The following is a 17,092-nucleotide window of genomic DNA, read 5'->3' as shown; positions in this document are numbered from 1 at the left end:
ACCACCCCAGCCCAAAGAGAAAGGGCGCTTCTGGAAAGTAAAATATCATGACTTGAATATTCTTTTAAGATCGCTCAGTATTTGTAGGCTGCTGCTTGTGCCTATCCTATCGACGCCTAATAGGTAAAAATACATTGCCTGAAGACCCGTTCGGATGCCGCCAGCGGCCTTTATCTTTGTCCCCGTCCCCTTTACTGCATCCCGCATAATCAGGATGTCTTCTGGCGTAGCCCCACGCGGACCAAACCCTGTGGATGTCTTTACAAAATGGACTCCTGTCGCGGCTAGGGCCTTTGAGACCTCGTAAATTGTTTTCTCTTCTAAATATCCAGTTTCAATAATTATCTTCAAAACTCCCCCATAGCTTCGCGTTACCTCAAGTAATCTTTTCACCTCTTCTAGAGCCTCATTGATCCTTCCACTCCTTACAAGAGAAATATTAATTACAGCGTCAACCTCGTCTGCCCCACTTTCAAAGGCCCTCTTGACTTCAAGCTCCTTAGCCTCAACGGGTGAGTTACCATGGGGAAAGCCCACCACCGTTACGACTTTAGTCTCGCCCCTAACTAGTTGCCTGGCTTGCTTTACAAAGAATGGTGGTATACAGCAAGCATAGAAACCGTACTCGTTTGCTTCTTTACAGGTTTTCTCAAGATCTGAAAGGGAGGCTTCAGGTCTCAGGTTCGTATGATCGATTAAGTGTTTTATCTCCTCCACAGGGTTTTCTAACTCCTCTAAACTTCGAGAAAAAAGCTTTAGCATAATGATTAATATTTTAAGCCTCCTCAAAAAGCTAGTGGTCTCTAATGTCTTGGAGGTCAGTAGCCCACATCTTGGGCTTATATAGGGTCTACGAGTATCTTCTAGAACAGGAAGTTAAAAGAGGCGACATTCCTAAACACGTTGCCTTTATACTGGATGGTAACAGAAGATGGGCTAGGGTCAGGAGGTTCCCACCTTGGTTTGGACACAGACATGGTGCCGAAAAGGCCGAGGAGGTTCTTGACTGGTGTTACGATCTTGGAGTAAAAACGGTGACCTTGTTTGTTTTGTCGACAGAGAATCTTAAAAAACGGAGTGAGGAGGAGATACGAGAGATTTTTAAGGTACTGGAAGAGAAGCTCGTGAAGCTTAGAGACTCGGGTGAGATCGAAAAGAGAAAGGTTCACGTGAGGTTTATAGGGGACAAGTCTCTTCTACCCTCTAGTGTTCGTGAGAAGATAGAGGATATTGAGAGAAAATCTTCGGTATACAGTGAAAGATTCTTGAATATTGCTATTGCCTATGGGGGGAGATGGGAAATCGTTGAGGCTGTTCGGAGACTAGTCAAGGACGTCAAGACAGGTAAGCTCGACGAGGATGAAATTAGTGAAGAAGTTTTTGCACGGTATCTTCTCACTGGTGACCAGCCACACCCGGATCCTGACCTCGTCATACGTACCAGTGGCGAGGAGCGAATAAGCAACTTTTTGCTCTGGCAGATTGCGTACTCTGAGCTCGTCTTCCTGGACGTATACTGGCCTGATTTCAGAAAGATTGATCTTCTGCGTGCTATAAGGATTTATCAATCGAGACATAGAAGGTTTGGAGGGTAAAGGTTACTGTATTTATACGTTAATTTTTTTAAACGCTGAGTATAGCACATATTGAGGAGTCGTGTCTTACAATATATATCAGTTTAATGGGTTCGACGAGTTGCTCAGGTATATTGAGGCTCAGATAGGAACCCTCCAAGATACACTACAACAGCTTGAGCAGAGGTATGAGAGCGTAAAAGTTAGAGCTGAGCGTATGAAAGCTTTAGAGCGTGTCCTAGAGGATCTTATAGGCGAAAAGCTTTCTTCTCTTAACGAGATCGATTTTATGGGTCTTAAAGTTGTAGTGAATGCAAGAGCTGTTGATGAGCTAAACGTTCTTGAGGAAACGATTGAGTCGCAGAAGGAGTCCCTGGAGGCGCTTTTACGTATCAGAGATATACTTTACAAGCTTAACAGTTCACTATCGTCAGAGGAAAAACTCTCGGGTATCACAATACTTGTTCAGACACTTAATGAGATACCTGTAAAACTGTTATTGAAGGAAACAGAATGATTAATGGAAAAACCTTCCTAGTGCTTCTTGTACTACTTCTTGCCTTAGCAGCTTACTCGTTTTCAGCACCGATGTATACAACAGCCACATTAGACTTTACAACAGCTTTCGAGGCCTTTTTACCCTATGGGAATAAGCTATTCGTCATGTTTACTAATGGAACTATCTCTAAAATAGACTTTGAAACCGGAAAAGTAAACTCTCGAATAATTTTTCCCTTCGGAGCTGATATTTCATGCTTAGCGACTAACGGCTCTGTTTTTGTGGTTGTCGACAAGACTGGGACGGTTGTCATTTTAAACTCTTCTAGTCTTCAAGTCTTAGCCTCCTTAAATGCCAAGGCTAAGAGTGATGAGATCGAAGTCGCTCGTTGCGCCCTAAGCGCTGATGGAAGATTTCTTGCCATGAGCATGATTTATTCAGTCGAGAAGGTCAAACTTGACAGACTGATAGTTCTAGATCTTAAGAGAAACCTCCGCATATTTGAAAGAGATGTAAATTCCCGGGACGTTCTCGTGAGGATATTTTCAATGGATTTTTCCAATAACTTTCTTGTCGTTGAGACCATAGATACTCTATGCGAGCTGTGCCAGCTTACAGATAACAGGATCGAGGTATACAGGGTGTCCGGAAACGGAGTGGAGAAGGTAGCTACACAGATAACAGGTCTAACCTCGAAAGCTATCGGGAACAATTTTATTTTGTTCCAAAAAGTTAAGGACGAGAACGGTCTCCACAACACCTCAATACTCACATTACCTAACCTTCAGCTAAGGGCCACAAAAATGATGCCTCCTATAAAACAGATGATTCCTCTTAAAAACGGTTTTGCTATAATCGGATCCGATGGCATCCTAAGTCTGTGCACATACAACCTTGAATGCAACAGTGTACTTAAACTACCAGCTTCACGTTCTGTTAACCTAGTCACAGATGACGGGGTTGCTGTGTTCACGGTTAGTGACGTGACTTTCTATACATTCGACAGGAAAGGCGCTCCAACTCTCCAGATGAGACAACAGGTTAACTGGAGCAGCGTTCCTTTTGATCCGGAACCTGGAAAAAACACAGAAACCTTATATGTTGCAGCTTACGGTAGAAGGAGACTAGTCGTTATATATCCACTCACACGTGCTCTTTTTTATTTAAGGGTTATTGACAGTGAGGGAACCCCCGTCTCTAATGCTACAATAATTTTATCTGATTCCTCTAAAACCCTTACACTTTTCACGAATTCTACAGGTTATGCTACAGGTCTAATACCAATAGGTAATTATACTGTTGAGATACTGAAACAGGGATACTCGCAAAACACCTTCACACTACAGCTAGCTCAACCTATCATGTATATGACTGCGACGATGTCCAAAGAACCCCCTAAAAGGGTTACACTTACGTTTAATGTTACAGACGAAAACGGGAAACCCATTCCCGGTGCGAAAATAACAGTAAAGGGACCTGAAACCTATGAATTATGGACGACGGCTCAAGGCATCACCATGGTTGAGGCTCTAAAAGGAAACTATTCAGCGACCATTGAGGCTCCGCTATACCAGTCTAGAATCCTCGACATATCTCTCAAGACACCATTAACGCTTAAAGTGACGCTTAAACGTTTAACATTTAACTTAATAGTGAAATCCACACAAAACTCTACTGGTAGGATTGCGGTCACAAGGTTGGACGAGGCCTCGGATACCATTTTCCTTGATATACAACCATCTTCGATGTACGTCAAGACGCTTGAAGCCGGATCCTACCAGCTGTCAATTACTGGTTTCCCGGAAGGACTCCGATGCACTCTAAATAATACAAGTAATATATTAGTGAATTGGCGGGAAGGTATAAAGGAAATATTCATCAATTATTCCTGTGTCAGACTGGAAAATGTTAATTTGGTCTCAGTAGAGCGTGTATTACAGGTTCTTTCAAACGAGACAATAGCTAGTAGAAGACTGAATAAAACGCTAAGCCTCGGATATGTGACTATTCTTGGAGGCAGTAATCTCGACTTATCGTATCTATCCCATGACAAGATACTGATAATAGAGCTGTTCTATACTCAATGCACAGGCTGTAAATACCTGCTTCCGACACTTAAACTGCTCTCGAGTCAGAACGACACAGTGGTAGTATCTCTCACCGTATCCCCATCAGATACCCCCGAAATGCTTCGAAGATATTCTATTGAGAATAACATCACTTGGCCCCTGGGGATCGACAGTCTCAACGTTAGAGCTCAAGTTAATGCCTCAAGTTTTCCCACAGTTCTAGTAGTTAAAGATGGGAAGCTCATCTTCATGGGAATAGGCGCGCGAAAGGAACTCGAAGAAACAAAAGCAAAATACTCTTTTCTCTTCAACTCAAGTTCCATACCGTTAAACTTTATCACGAACAAATCCGTCTTACCAGAAATGTTAATATTGTCGGGAACTCTAATTATTCTGTTCGCATTGGTCCAGGGTGATTCAAGTGCCGGTAAGGAGAGAGAAGATGAAACGCATAGTTTCGGCTCTTATAGTGGCGATGTTTATCCTATCAGTGATAGCTTACGTCGCGACGACACTGAAACCCTAGAGTTAGACGCAGACTACTTTAATGAAGACTATAACGCATACTGAATTTTTATAGCGGATGCCTCTCAGGTAGCTTTAGGATAAATGCAGCAATAGTTGTGAAGAAGGGAACTGTGAGATTATCTTCAGGGGAGAAATACTCTGAGAGCGTAGCTACCGCTGAAACTAGAATGCTTTGAAGCACCGGAACTCCGAGACTCATGAGTATTATTGCAAAGGAGAGAAAAGCTATTGCCTCGCCACCCATGGTTTTACCTTTATTCCAAATCAAAAGGCTGGACATAGACGCCAAGACATCTACAACTGCCAGCGCAACTATCCCGTAGAATGCATGGCTGGGGTCAACGAGAAGGCTTGACGTCGCCCCGATTATTCCGTAAAGAAGTCCAACGTAACCTTCTCTTTTCTCGTAGTCTCTTTCTAGCAGTGAAAGCTGCTTCTCGACAAAACTATGAAAATCTGTGAGAATCTCCTCTAGTATCGATATTGGCATTTTAGCTATGTCTCCAATACTATCCGCAAATCGGTGTAGTTCATCTCGTAACGCGTTTATCTCTAAGGTAAGTTTATCTTTCTTCACCACAACGCTGTTTATAAATGCTGCCAAGAAGAGTCCAAGCGAGTAGTAACTATAGGGATTTAGAGGAGGAGGAAGCTTGAAGTAAAAAGGGGCAAATAAGAGAAGACTTAAAGCGACGTGAACAATCTTCCTATAAATTTCGCGCCAGGTGGTGCTCACTTAGATCGCCTCAAATTTGTAGGATATTACTCTGAAGTTAATGTCTGCGAGCTTTTTCAGGAGTTGTGACTCAGGTAATAGAATTCCTTCTCTGAATAGGATAAACTCGTTCTCGATGCTTAGGGGGTTGTTCTGGTTTATTCTCCAAAATACATGTGCTCTTTTATCGACTGAGAAAACCTTCATTAGAAGACAGAGTTTTTGCTCCTTAATTTTTTCATTGCATGCAAATAGATACTCGCTAAAGGGAGTCAAAGGCTCACGCCTGTTGCCGTAAAACTCAATAACCTTATCTTTTGGAACTTCAAGTATCCGCGTCCCGTCCCTTGTGAATGTCTCCTTGAATACCCTGGTCACTATAATGTCTAGGAAATCATCCAATGTGACATTGTCTCGTATAGTGTAGAAAGGTATTTTTACTTCTTTCTTTGCTAAAACTTCTCTGGTTACACCATCGCTGAACACAAGCATGTTTCTATATGGTACGCCTGTCACCTTTGTAAACTTCAAATCGGACTTATGAGCACACTTACGGCAAAGAGACCATTTTTCAGGGATATGTACGATCCTCCCACAGCTAGAACACTTCTTCCATACCCCGTTAATGAAACGCCACTCGACTTTTACTTCACCACTGCTTGATACATCTATTATAGCGTAGTTGCCTATAGGCTCGCCGGACTTCAAAAGCCGGTCAAGTCGAGCGACGTTCACGTACAGTGTTCCGTTATGTTCTATTTCCAATCCTCCAAAGCTGTGGCTGTGTCCAAAGATGTGAACATTAGGGCGATAATAGTCTATCAGATAGTTTATTTCAATAACTCCTGCATGCGGTGAATGATGATAGCTGTCTATTACTTTACCCTTATCGAGTATGCTGAAAGGAGGGTAATGGGTAACAAGTATGATTGTTTTGACCTGATGCTCGAGCCTGAAGGGCTCCGCGCTCCTACCATGCCCGACAAGAGCTATATCGTTTAAATATATTGGACCTGTTGCGTCAAGGTTGAAGACTTTTGGGACGTCACAGTCGTCTTCAACATCCCAATTTCCCTTAACATAATAGACGGGTTTCTGTAAAACCCTAGATATCTTGGCTAGAATTCTACACATGCTCCCGGGTCTCTGGGGATTTCCTATGTCTCCTGCGGCTACTATAATATCATATGAAACGTTGTCCCTCTTAACCCATTCTAGGAACTTATCAACTATATCCTCCTTGCCATGGACGTCGGAAAGTGCAAGTAGACGTATCCTCCCCATATCTTAGCACCAAGCAAGCCACACATTAACGCGTCAACACTGTATTCAGCTTTATAAAAATGACTTGTTGTTTTTCCGCACCCTGCATCACTGGGGCGGGCTCCCGGGGTTACCCCCCTTGAGGGTTATGTTTTGCTCCTAGTGGTCGTATTTTTTCTTCTCGTTGAGGGCCTACGCGGGCGCTCTCCCAGACCAAAGGAAGGCCCTCGACAGCATAAATGTAATTCTCAGATAGGCTAGAAGAACTCTCAGCAAGGATTTAAGGCCTCCTCGGGGAATAGGAGACAGAGAAGACATACTAGAACCATCAAGATTATATAGAGCAAGCCGGCGGGATTCGAACCCAGAACCTCTCGGTTTATACAGGGAGGTTTTGCCGCTCCCGGCTGGGCCTAGAAAAACGACAATATTCTTCATAAAAACTCAAAATGAAAGGAAAAACACTCACCTTAAAAACGTGTTTATAGGCGTCTTGAACGCCCGGCTAGTAGGTGTCGTTGCGGTAAAGTTCATTACCCTCCCCGCCTGAGATGTCATGGTGCCGGGGTGGCCGAGCGGCCTAAGGCGGCGGACTCGAGATCCCACGATCCAAGAAATCCGTTGCCCGCAAGGGCGCCCGGGTTCAAATCCCGGCCCCGGCGCCACGTTTTTCTGAGGACTCTTATTCTCAGGCGAGGACGTGAAGTAGTCTTCAAACCCCCCTGCGAAAGAAAAGTTTATCAAGATTTTTAATTTATTTGGGTTAGGCCCCGGTCGTCTAGCCCGGTCAACTGCACGAGGCTGAAAGGATGACGGCCTCTCGAGCCGTAGATCCCGGGTTCAAATCCCGGCCGGGGCACTTTAGCTCCGGTAATTCCTCAACTGATTTAAAGGAACCTGTCGTTTTTTCAAGCTTTATGAGACGTGAAAAATTTTTTAATCTCTGTCTAAGATAATCTCTTAGCCCCGGTAGCTCAGACTGGTGGAGCGTCGGCCTCGTAAGGTTTACTATAATCTCGGGGTAGCCGAAGGTCCCGGGTTCAAATCCCGGCCGGGGCTCTGTTGGCATGGGATTTACTTCCAATTTTAAGAAAAACTTATCTCATTGAACCGGACAAGGATATAGTATGAAGAGTACGTTTATCTTTATACTACACTTTCATCAGCCTATAGGCCAGCTAAAAAGCATCCTGAGGAGAATTCAGTCGAACTCCTATGAGATGCTTCTAGATCTCTTCTCATATTTCAAGGATCTGCCACTCACCCTACACTTCAGCGGCCCTCTTCTTCTTTACTGGCGAGAATACTATCCTGATTATCTCGAGCGTATGAAAGATATCATACAGAACAGCCGTTTCGAGGTTTTAGGGGGTGCTTTCTCAGAAAGTATTCTTTCGATTCTCCCATATGAGGATAGAGTTGAACAACTGAAACGGGGCAGAAAACTGGTAGAGGATTTACTCGGAGTTAGGCCCAAAGGGTTATGGCTTGCCGAAAGGGTCTGGGATCCCACGCTCCCATCAGCCATAAAGGAAGCTGCTTATTCCTATGTTATTGTAGACGACGAAGTTGGGTATAGGTCAGGGTTATGGCGGGATGATACTCACACAGCTATCCTCACAGAATACGCTGGTAGAAAAATAGGTGTTCTCTTTATAGATGCAAACATCAGGTACATATTACCCTGGAGAACACATACGGAAGTCCTCGATTATATTAGAAGCTTCCGAACACCTAACGGATTTAAATACGTCTTATGGGGGAGCGACGCGGAGAAGTTTGGCGAGTGGTGGCCCCGTGAAAACGCGGAGCCCTGGCTAAGACTATTTTTCCACCTTCTTAGGGAAAGCAATGACATTCAAACTCTCACTCCATCTGAATACATTAAACGCTATGGTTTCACAGGTCTAGCATACCTTGGTCCATGGAGCTATGATAAGATGATTGAGTGGAGCGGAGGCTATTTTCCTAACTTCCTTCGAAAATACCCTGAAGCAAACAACATGCATAAGAAGCTCCTTCGCGTACGCGAGAAGCTTGTAAGGCTCAAGGCCCCTCCACATGCCTGGGAGAATTATTATCTTGCACAGTGTAACGACGCGTACTGGCATGGTCTGTTTGGCGGAACCTATCTACCGATTCTCAGGCAAGCCATATACGAACATCTCATAAAAGCTGAAAGGATTTCAGAGAGCTCAGCGTTGTACTATGCAAGTGGTTTGAGAATATCCGAAGAGGATTTTGATTATGATGGCCGAAGCGAAATACTGATCGAATCTCTTTACACGAACTTTTATATCAAGCCCAGCGATGGCGGCTCCTTGTTCGAGCTCGACATTAAACTTGAGGGCTACGAGCACAACCTAATTAATACAATGTCACGATATGCAGAGCCATATCTAAGTGGGATTACAGACTATAGGCCAGATTGGTACCGCAGGGTATCATTCCGGGAACATATATGGAAGCGTGATGCGAGTCTTAGAGACTGGATAGAAAACACTCCGTTTGTAGACGTGAGCGATCTAGCCCTTAAACACTACTTGGTCGAACATATAGGGGATGGAGGCGTAGTCCTATCTGCAATGGGACGTGACTGGAGTATAAGAAGTCAACCTTCACGAATTCATGTTACCAAGGTTTATGAAGTTGAAGATGAAGGAAAGACTCTTAGAGTCAAATACATCTGGAGAAACATGGAGAAACGATTCATAGACCCTAAAATATCTATCGAGCTATCCTTGATGCCCAAACTCCCCTTGGACGAGGAGAGCACTCCTAATTACACCGTGGACGATGCGTATAGCCGAAGCTTTACAGAGAGGTTTGAGAGTCCATGGTCACGCACGATTCGAATCTCCTCGAAGGATTATAAGGAAATAGTAGTCGAGAACAACAAGCACGCTGAAGTCTGGGTGGCTCCGATCGAGACACTTGCCAGAACCGAAAAAGGGTTAAAGAAGGAGCTTCAAGGAATAGGCATAACGTTTAATCACATAGTGGCATTGAATCCAGGAGAGTCGTTTGAGACTCAGGTGACTCTACGTTGGCTTTGAAGAGTGTCTGGATGGTTACCTTTGAAGCAATACCTTTCGCAAAGGTTGGGGGCCTAGCCGAGGTTCCGACAAACCTTCTAGTACCCCTTTCCAAAAAGGGAATATTCTCGGCTATAATCATGCCGTCTCATTCCCCGGTAATAGATCCTCGTGCAGAGATTGTAGAGAGGTTAATTGAGGGGAAAAAATACGTCTTCGAAAAAACAATGTACAAAGGCATCCATTTCCTCCGTGTTCACAGCGATTTTCTAGATGACTCCAGAGTATATTCAGAGGACGTTTTATTAAACAAAGTAGTGGATCTCGCAAAGGCTCTTCCATACATACTCACGTGGGCAAGTGATCTGGGACTAGTAGAGCCAGACATACTCCACTTTCATGACTGGCACTCTGTAGTACCATTGCTTAAAGCTAAGGAGAAGAGGGGAGAGGATGAGAAACCTTACCTGGTATACCACGTGCACCTCTTAGTTAGGAGAAAACTAGACTGGGCCACGATAGAGGCAGCAGGTCTTAGAAGGGACTGGGTTCATAAAGCATACCTAAATGGTAAAACCTTGCATGTTACCCTGCGAGAAGTTTTCGACTCGGTAGAAGGCTTTGCAGAAAAACTGGGCCTAGCGGAGTCAGACCAGTTGATCACCGTGAGTAAGTCGTACCTAGAGGAGGATCTTCTCGGCTTCCTAGGGAGAGATGTAACCCGTAGAGGGCTCGTAGTTTACAACGGCACTGACTGGCAGTATGAGACACTCATACAAGAGGTTTTGTCGATACATAGAGATAGGATTGAGAAGACCGTTGGGAATACTTCTAATCGATCTTCCCTTAGAAAATACTTGTTGCTTCATGCTCTGGGACAGTTACCAAAGGGTGAGCCAAAAATTCCAGATGAAAAAATAAAGGAATATATACTGGAACGGGTTGCTCCACCATTTCGTGAGGAATTGAAGCTAGACCCGTTCCCCTTTGATGGTCCCTTAGCGATAACAACCGGTAGGCTCTCCCGCCAAAAAGGCTTCGACACCATGGCTGAAGCCATCGAGATACTTCTTAGAGAATTCGGTGAGGCCAGGATAATTTTTCTTGTATTACCTGTATGGGGGGGAGAGAAGTACGTTGACGTACTTATCGAACTGTCTCGCGAGTATCCTTATAACGTCCGGGTGATTTTCGGCATCGCTCCCTCGGTCTATAAACTTTCACATCTCGCAGCCGACATTTTTGTGGCACCTTCACGCTGGGAACCATTCGGAATAATGGCTATAGAAGCCCTTGCCGCCGGCTGTCCTGTTGTGGGGAGCAAGGTGGGGGGTTTAAAGGAGACTGTTCTTGATATCCACGAGCACGGTATTAAGGGAACAGGTCTGCTTGTCCCGCCCGATAACCCCTACGAGCTCGCAGACGCGATGCGAAACATGCTGGCCTTTATGGAAGCTTCAAACCAAGGCAGCTTAGAGAGATACCATAGGAAAATAGGGGATGAAAAACTTCTCTCCATCCTTGAAGAATACCTTGATGCTGGGGAGATAATACGCAAGAATGCGATTGACAGGGTGAGTAGTACGTTTACTTGGGAGAAAGCCGCAGACATGCTTCTTGAGGCCTACTCTAGGCTAGCCGGGCCTAACACTAAAGGCGGCGTTTAGATGAAACAACTAGATATTTTTGAGAATCTCCTCTAGTGCTTTCTTAACAGTTTCAAGCTTTTTCTCTAACTCCTCGACGCGTTTTCTTAGAGCTCCAAGCTCCTCCTCAGCCTTTGTAGAAAATATATCTAGCTCAAGCTTGCCGCCACTCTGCAAGAGCTTGTCGTATGTCTCCTTCACAAGCCTGCCGGCTTCAGTTTTAGCAGTAAGGTGATTCCTAATAGTGGACTCTGTTCTACCCAGTTCCTCGGCAATTCGGACAATAGAGTAACCAGCTCTCTCACGTGCGAGCGCGCCAGCAGCTACAACGAGAGAGTCTAGCCAAGTGATTTTATCCTCAGCACTCCTAACCGCATCTATAACGTCTGGTCTTAAAAGGGTGCCGAGGATGAGTGAGAGTTCAAGCTTTCTTATCTCATCTTTTCCTAAAGGCTTGAGTGGAATCTCACTGCTCACTAGACCCCCCCTCTTCAACTCTATAAAAGATTCCCTTAAGCTTTACGACCTTATTACTGTAGACGACGACTCCCTTATCAGTGATATCGAAAGGTCTCCTCCTCATGTCATGTTTGGTTCCCCTCATTTTCCATATAACAAGGGATCTTACGAGTTCCCCATCTACCTCATCAAGGTCAAGGCGTACGATACCGTCAACGGCGTGTTCCACGCCAGGCCCGCCGAATCCTCTCTCGGTCACGCTCACTTGGGAAACGAAAATAGAAGTAGCTCCAAGCCCAGCCAGCACACGTTTCAGCTGCATCAGAACACCGCGCGCCATGGCAGGCTTTGTCAGATACAGTGTTGAGACAGAGTCGATGACAACTCTCTCAGCCTTAGATTCTCTTATAGCTTGCCGTACAACGTCTATGAGTTCACTGACATCATCTACGCTCTTAACAACGTACCTTTCCCTCTTGGCAGCCTCTCCGATTCCTCCAGTAAAGGCATCAACTATGGCAAATTTGCCTTCTTCTTCAAAGCGGCGAACATCCCATCCAAAAGAAGCCATGTTTCGTCGGATTTGAACCGGGTGCTCCTCCAAGGCTACGAGAACAGCGGGCTCACCATTGACAAGACCATAGTAGAGATATTGTTGCGAGAAGATGGTCTTACCGGTTCCGGGACCCCCCGACAGCAAAACGATGTTTCTCTTCGGGATGCCACCATAAAGTAAATCGTCGAAACCCGGGATTCCAGTTTTTACTTTTTCGATAACACCACTCATGATACGACTCCCTAGTAAAGATACTATCATTCTACATGATAATCTTTGCGTCAAGAATAGGGGGAATATTGTTAGCAAGGGTTGACAACGCTATCATTGTATTCTCAGGACGATAACCCGACTCATAGTATGCCTCATACAAGGCTCTCTCGACAAACCAAGGTTTTAAGAATTCCAGGATTTCAGAAGGCGACGTCGACTCTACTATGTCTCTCTTGACATACCTAGCATACTCTTCTATTAGCTTCTCGGCCACGTGTATCGTCCATTCTCTTGCTAGCTCGACTTGTTGACTGTTACTGTATAAGAGCTGCATTGTTCTTTGCTTGTCAATCCTGTTTACTTCCAATAAAGCGAAAAAGGCTATATAGGACAATGCACGTAGAGTGGAGGCGAGGTCACGCAAGGGGGGTTCGAGGTCGCGCCTATACTCATCGGGGCGTCCAGGCTCACCCTCGAAGTCAATTATAAAGAGGTTCTCCCCCCATTTCAGCATCTGTGAAAAGTGAAGGTCTTGGTGAGTCGCAATTATCCTCTGATCAATAAATTCATCGAATAACGGGTTCTTCAAATTGAGGAGTATGCGTTTGATGCTCTGGGATGGCTCAAATTTTAGGATATTGGAAAGGTAGAAAAGAGTTCTTTTACGCCACCTATCAACATCTGTCTCGTTTGCTGTTCTGGGAGTACACCAGTTTTCAGTACAAGAGAGCATCACGTTGTGAAACCTTGCGATGGTTTGACTAGCTGCCTTTATATCGTCTAAAGGCACAATGAGGCCTTCACCCGTAAGCGTTCTAACAAGTGAACTGTAGAGAATAGAGCCCGGATCAATTGCTCCCTTGATGAACTCTGTTAGAATTCCGAGGGGGGAGCCCTTATACGAGTAGGATAACTTCAATTTCGGCGTCAGCTGTTTATCACTAAGGAAATGTAGAAATAAGGGCTCAGGGTTCCATGAGGTATACAGCCTATAGCCTTTAAGGACGAGGTCTTCCCCATTCGAAGATAGGAGGATATGCGGGTTAGTCGCGTCCTCGGCTATCGGATGTTTCACAGAGAAGCGTCTAAAGGCGGGATTTTCAGCGGTTATATTTATCCCGTCGCATCTTGAAATTTTTTCAAGGAAATCGCTACAGTATTCTGCCTCGCAATAAGGGGTTCCATTTATCTTCACAGTATCCCTTTCCCTGCACGAGCACCTCATCACAGGAAAAAGGTACCTTGCACCCTCTAGGGTTGTCTCCACTATATATATTCCTTCGCAAAGCTCAATTACGTTAGCTGTGGCTCTATAGGTATTTGAACGTAACCACCTTTTAGACCCGAGTTCAACTATTACCTTCATCTTTTTCACTCTACAAGATTCAACGGTACATGTTTTTATAAGGAAATTGAGAACAAAAATGTTTGCTATTGACTAGTGAAAGAACACGATAAATACTCCTAGAAGAACCAGGATTATTCCAAGCAGTATTCCAGTCCACCTACGTAACGCGTTGAGTTGTACTGTTGCAAAATCCACCATCATTAAGAGCTTTCCCCCGATTATGACCCCAGCGGCTATCAGTACTAGTGGAAGCACAAAGACAAGATTATACAATAGAAGCATTCCTATAGCTGTCGCAGTATCCTCCTGTGAAAGGACGTAAGATGCGACCAGGTAGGGTCCGCTACTGCACGGTAGAAGTGTGAAACTAACTAGAACCCCGGCAAGAAATGACGCGTAAATACCTCCGCTACGGGCCTTAGTTAGGAGGTTTTGCTGTATTACGTTTACTTTATCCTTAAGCTTGTTCAGTCCTCTTAGTCTCTCGCTCAGCCTCATGAGCCCCCTTGGGAACGCTCTTTTATCTTCACGGCATCCTTCCCGCCAGGCAATGGTACCGACGGCAAGAGAATATGCACCAGCAATTATTGAGAGAAGTCCGACTACGTATTTTAGCCAGGTGAACGAGGCTATAAAATGTATTAACCCAAGACCTAGAGTCATGTAAGATATATACACTGCTGAAATAAAGGAAGCGGCGGTAATCGTAGCTTTTCTCCTTCCAGAGAAACTCATAACCGCCGTAACGAGTACGGCAAAAATCATGAATGTGCATGGGTTTACGGAGTCTGAGGCTGCGAGCACCAAAATCAATGGTAGGATGTTTTCCTTGGGCTTCGAACTCGAATTTAATGAAGTTAAGCCTTTAACTGCTATCTCATAGATAAGCGTTGAGTTGAGGTCTCTTAAAGCTTGCCCGCCATTATCCATTATGACAAGCGTCTTTCCCGAAAAATTCATTTTCAGCACCTCACTCCATCCTTCAGCCGGGAGAGAACCTGCCACTACAGCGATAAGATTGTTCCCTTTAAAGACGAGGGTTAACGGTACTATTCTCAAATTGCCAGCTCCGCACAACTGGTATAGGGTGTCGTACTCGTTAAGATATGTTTGATTACCAGCAATATCCTTGAAGAAAACTTTCACGGAAAGTTTTTGGAGAGTCTCTTTTGTGCGTTGACATTCCGGACACGTTTTCTCCCCATACATGATGATATACTCTGCTTCCGTGCTATTCATGGGTGGTTGTGTGCTAGTTTGATTATGAGGTTTTTCAGGAACTAATGGTGGTGTAGTATTGAGTGTGATAGAAATCTCTGTGTAATTCAGAAGTTCTACTTTTTTCAAAACAGAGGTGTTCCCATAACTGATTTGTAGCGTATAATTGCCAGGTAAAAGGTCTACCTTAAGGATGCCTACTCCACGGGCTATAGGGGTGTTCCCACGGTAAACGAGCACATCAGGTTGGTCTCCCGTTGATGTCGATGCATGGACGATAAGAGAATACCTTATCCTTTTCAGAACAATGCTTTTCCTTATATCAGACGAAAGGTTTAGTGTAAAGGTTGTCGAGTAGTGTTTAGGTGAGCTCACGGTTATATTATAAACCCCTCTGGGAAGCCACAAGCTTACTGACGAGTCATTTGAAGAAATCCTTTTGCCGTTAATTAATACCGTGAAGTTGCTTATCGGCGTCCCGTCCTCGGAGAACGCGTCTAGTCGAAGTGAATGAAGTTCTGAGGGTATTTTTCTCTCGAAAATTGTTACTCTGTTCGGAGAAGCCACATATATTTTTTCTCCGGCATAAAAAGCGTCTATAACCCGTGTTTCCGCTTTTATAATACCCTCAAAGCCTGCGGGGCTGCCTAGCACTATAGTGTCGTTGTCCCAGGCCAAAAAGTAGCCGTCATCGTAAACTCTTAGACCAATAATATCCCCTTTTGCATATGGGAGAGGTAAGTGATATTTTCTTGTTATACCATCGCTCACATTGAATACAATCAAATTTACCTCTAGACCCGCGATGTTAAGTGCGTATAGCAACTTGTAGTTGGGCTCGGAGGCTAAGTTTACAGGCACGGGCACCTGAGTTTTGCCGTAACAGAAAGGCGCCCCTCCCTGGACAGTACATTCAGCTAGAGTGCCATTATCGTATAATATTCCTGCCCTATTATTTGGTAGGTTAACCATTTGTAAAACATGACAATAAGTGATCGATTTTTCACCGCTGGGCGTCACTATCGTTAAATTTTTCTCGTTCTGCATTAGACAAAGCGGACAATGTGTCTCAACAGAGAGTATGAATAGGCTTTGATTTATTGCTAATAGCTCAAGACCCCTATTAAGAAAGCCCCTAATGTAGGTCTTCGAAAGAGTATCAATATCTAGTCCCAAAAGATACCTTGGTGTAAGCAGGTAAAGAGTTCTACCGACAACCACAGCCTTGTTTATCGATTGGAGATAAGTCGCAGGTATTTTAGGAGACGTTAATAGTTTTCCCTCCTTCAGGTTTAAGAGGTGAATATAACTAAAAGGAACCTGCGAGCTCCAGATATACTCGGCTATTACTAAATACGTGTCGTTAAGGAATGAAACACTCACCTCACTAAAGCTGGATAACTGTAATGTATCGACAACGTTAAGACTTGCGTCGTATATCCTTAGAGTCCTCGAGTAATACGACCTGTCCCCTAGAACTACTGCAAAATATCTTCCGGAGGGGCTGACAGCCATACTCAGTAGATCAAACCCATTAAAAGTAAGTGTGGAGCTGCTCCAAGTGGATGTTTCAGACAGGGTTAAATGTGCTGTTAATATCAGGAATGTAAGTAAAAGGATGATGATTCTCGAGGTTTTCATTAGACCAGCTCACTACAACAGACCGAAACGTAGCGATATTTAATGGTTTTCATATCTCCAAGCTCGCCGGCCTGCACCACTGGGGGGTGGCTCCCGGGTTATTCCTCTGGGGGGTTGTGTCTTGCTCCTGGTGTTGTCTTTCTTCTCGTTGAGGGCCTACGCTGTCATCCTGCAAGACTAAGGGAAGGCGCTCGACAGCATAGATGTAATGCTGAGGGGGCTGGAAGAACTCCAAAGCGGGATCGAGGGCATTCTCGAGGGCTGGAAATCTTCTACTCTCCAGTCTTTTGGAAAGCTGTCACCTCACCCCTCAGACTAACGTTTAACA

Annotated in this window: 12 protein-coding genes and 3 tRNA genes; 8 read left to right on the top strand and 7 right to left on the bottom strand. The window is 44.6% G+C overall.

Annotated elements, in window-relative coordinates:
* Positions 1-45: 45 nt before the first annotated feature.
* On the bottom strand, positions 46-762 hold the full coding sequence (gene deoC, locus ACP5KC_RS02460) for a deoxyribose-phosphate aldolase (protein WP_052884343.1): 717 nt from the start codon (positions 760-762) through the stop codon (positions 46-48).
* A gap of 44 nt (positions 763-806) precedes the next feature.
* On the opposite strand from deoC, the gene uppS reads away from it, so the two are divergent.
* From uppS to ACP5KC_RS02445, 3 genes are all read left to right on the top strand, one after another.
* Positions 807-1,595, top strand: coding sequence for a polyprenyl diphosphate synthase (gene uppS, locus ACP5KC_RS02455; RefSeq protein WP_052884342.1), 789 nt, complete (start codon positions 807-809; stop codon positions 1,593-1,595).
* A gap of 61 nt (positions 1,596-1,656) precedes the next feature.
* Positions 1,657-2,091 (top strand): hypothetical protein, encoded by a 435-nt coding sequence (locus ACP5KC_RS02450; RefSeq protein WP_052884341.1) that lies wholly within the window; start codon positions 1,657-1,659, stop codon positions 2,089-2,091.
* The gene (locus ACP5KC_RS02445; RefSeq protein WP_428286795.1) at positions 2,088-4,712 is read left to right on the top strand and encodes a carboxypeptidase regulatory-like domain-containing protein; all 2,625 of its coding nucleotides are present in this window, start codon (positions 2,088-2,090) and stop codon (positions 4,710-4,712) included. Before ACP5KC_RS02450 ends, ACP5KC_RS02445 begins: the two co-directional genes overlap by 4 nt.
* Positions 4,713-4,716: 4 nt before the next feature.
* On the opposite strand, the gene ACP5KC_RS02440 is transcribed toward ACP5KC_RS02445, so the two are convergent.
* Positions 4,717-5,406 carry a hypothetical protein gene (locus ACP5KC_RS02440; RefSeq protein WP_273433200.1) on the bottom strand — a complete coding sequence of 230 codons (690 nt, stop codon included), beginning with the start codon at positions 5,404-5,406 and terminating at the stop codon, positions 4,717-4,719.
* Positions 5,407-6,669, bottom strand: a complete 1,263-nt coding sequence (locus tag ACP5KC_RS02435) for a metallophosphoesterase family protein (protein WP_052884338.1) — start codon at positions 6,667-6,669, stop codon at positions 5,407-5,409.
* 540 nt (positions 6,670-7,209) lie between these two features.
* Here ACP5KC_RS02435 and ACP5KC_RS02430 point away from each other — a divergent pair.
* The 5 genes from ACP5KC_RS02430 to ACP5KC_RS02410 all read left to right on the top strand — a co-directional run bounded on the left by ACP5KC_RS02430 (position 7,210) and on the right by ACP5KC_RS02410 (position 11,350).
* Positions 7,210-7,313, top strand: a tRNA-Ser gene (locus ACP5KC_RS02430).
* A gap of 102 nt (positions 7,314-7,415) precedes the next feature.
* Positions 7,416-7,507 (top strand) — tRNA-Glu (locus tag ACP5KC_RS02425).
* A 104-nt stretch (positions 7,508-7,611) separates the two neighbouring features.
* Positions 7,612-7,707, top strand: a tRNA-Thr gene (locus ACP5KC_RS02420).
* 68 nt (positions 7,708-7,775) lie between these two features.
* Entirely contained in the window at positions 7,776-9,704 is a 1,929-nt protein-coding gene (locus ACP5KC_RS02415; RefSeq protein WP_273433078.1) for an alpha-amylase/4-alpha-glucanotransferase domain-containing protein, read from the top strand.
* Positions 9,695-11,350 carry a glycosyltransferase gene (locus ACP5KC_RS02410; RefSeq protein ID WP_273433077.1) on the top strand — a complete coding sequence of 552 codons (1,656 nt, stop codon included), beginning with the start codon at positions 9,695-9,697 and terminating at the stop codon, positions 11,348-11,350. The genes ACP5KC_RS02415 and ACP5KC_RS02410 overlap by 10 nt, the downstream gene beginning before the upstream one ends.
* Positions 11,351-11,359: 9 nt before the next feature.
* Here ACP5KC_RS02410 and ACP5KC_RS02405 read toward each other — a convergent pair whose 3' ends face one another.
* The 4 genes from ACP5KC_RS02405 to ACP5KC_RS02390 all read right to left on the bottom strand — a co-directional run bounded on the left by ACP5KC_RS02405 (position 11,360) and on the right by ACP5KC_RS02390 (position 16,764).
* Positions 11,360-11,806 carry a transcriptional regulator gene (locus ACP5KC_RS02405; RefSeq protein WP_191118449.1) on the bottom strand — a complete coding sequence of 149 codons (447 nt, stop codon included), beginning with the start codon at positions 11,804-11,806 and terminating at the stop codon, positions 11,360-11,362.
* Complete coding sequence (locus tag ACP5KC_RS02400) at positions 11,796-12,575, bottom strand: KaiC domain-containing protein (RefSeq protein WP_052884918.1); 780 nt, start codon at positions 12,573-12,575, stop codon at positions 11,796-11,798. Before ACP5KC_RS02400 ends, ACP5KC_RS02405 begins: the two co-directional genes overlap by 11 nt.
* A 31-nt stretch (positions 12,576-12,606) precedes the next feature.
* Complete coding sequence (locus ACP5KC_RS02395; protein WP_428286794.1) at positions 12,607-13,923, bottom strand: hypothetical protein; 1,317 nt, start codon at positions 13,921-13,923, stop codon at positions 12,607-12,609.
* Between the two features lie 72 nt (positions 13,924-13,995).
* A complete protein-coding gene (locus ACP5KC_RS02390) occupies positions 13,996-16,764 on the bottom strand; it encodes a hypothetical protein (protein WP_428286793.1) in 2,769 nt (922 codons plus the stop codon).
* Between the last annotated feature and the right edge of the window lie 328 nt (positions 16,765-17,092).

The organism is Infirmifilum sp. (genome assembly GCF_049970975.1).
Classification (GTDB): domain Archaea; phylum Thermoproteota; class Thermoprotei; order Thermofilales; family Thermofilaceae; genus Thermofilum; species Thermofilum uzonense.
The sequence above is the reverse complement of the archived record's forward strand: the minus strand, read 5'-3'. Positions and strand labels throughout refer to the sequence as shown.

Excerpts from the sequence above, each read along its gene's own strand:
- ACP5KC_RS02445 (WP_428286795.1), top strand. The coding sequence starts at position 2,088 with ATGATTAATGGAAAAACCTTCCTAGTGCTTCTTGTACTACTTCTTGCC.
- ACP5KC_RS02390 (WP_428286793.1), bottom strand. The coding sequence starts at position 16,764 with ATGAAAACCTCGAGAATCATCATCCTTTTACTTACATTCCTGATATTA.
- ACP5KC_RS02415 (WP_273433078.1), top strand. The coding sequence starts at position 7,776 with ATGAAGAGTACGTTTATCTTTATACTACACTTTCATCAGCCTATAGGC.
- ACP5KC_RS02395 (WP_428286794.1), bottom strand. The coding sequence starts at position 13,923 with ATGAAGGTAATAGTTGAACTCGGGTCTAAAAGGTGGTTACGTTCAAAT.
- ACP5KC_RS02400 (WP_052884918.1), bottom strand. The coding sequence starts at position 12,575 with ATGAGTGGTGTTATCGAAAAAGTAAAAACTGGAATCCCGGGTTTCGAC.
- deoC (WP_052884343.1), bottom strand. The coding sequence starts at position 762 with ATGCTAAAGCTTTTTTCTCGAAGTTTAGAGGAGTTAGAAAACCCTGTG.
- ACP5KC_RS02435 (WP_052884338.1), bottom strand. The coding sequence starts at position 6,669 with ATGGGGAGGATACGTCTACTTGCACTTTCCGACGTCCATGGCAAGGAG.
- uppS (WP_052884342.1), top strand. The coding sequence starts at position 807 with ATGTCTTGGAGGTCAGTAGCCCACATCTTGGGCTTATATAGGGTCTAC.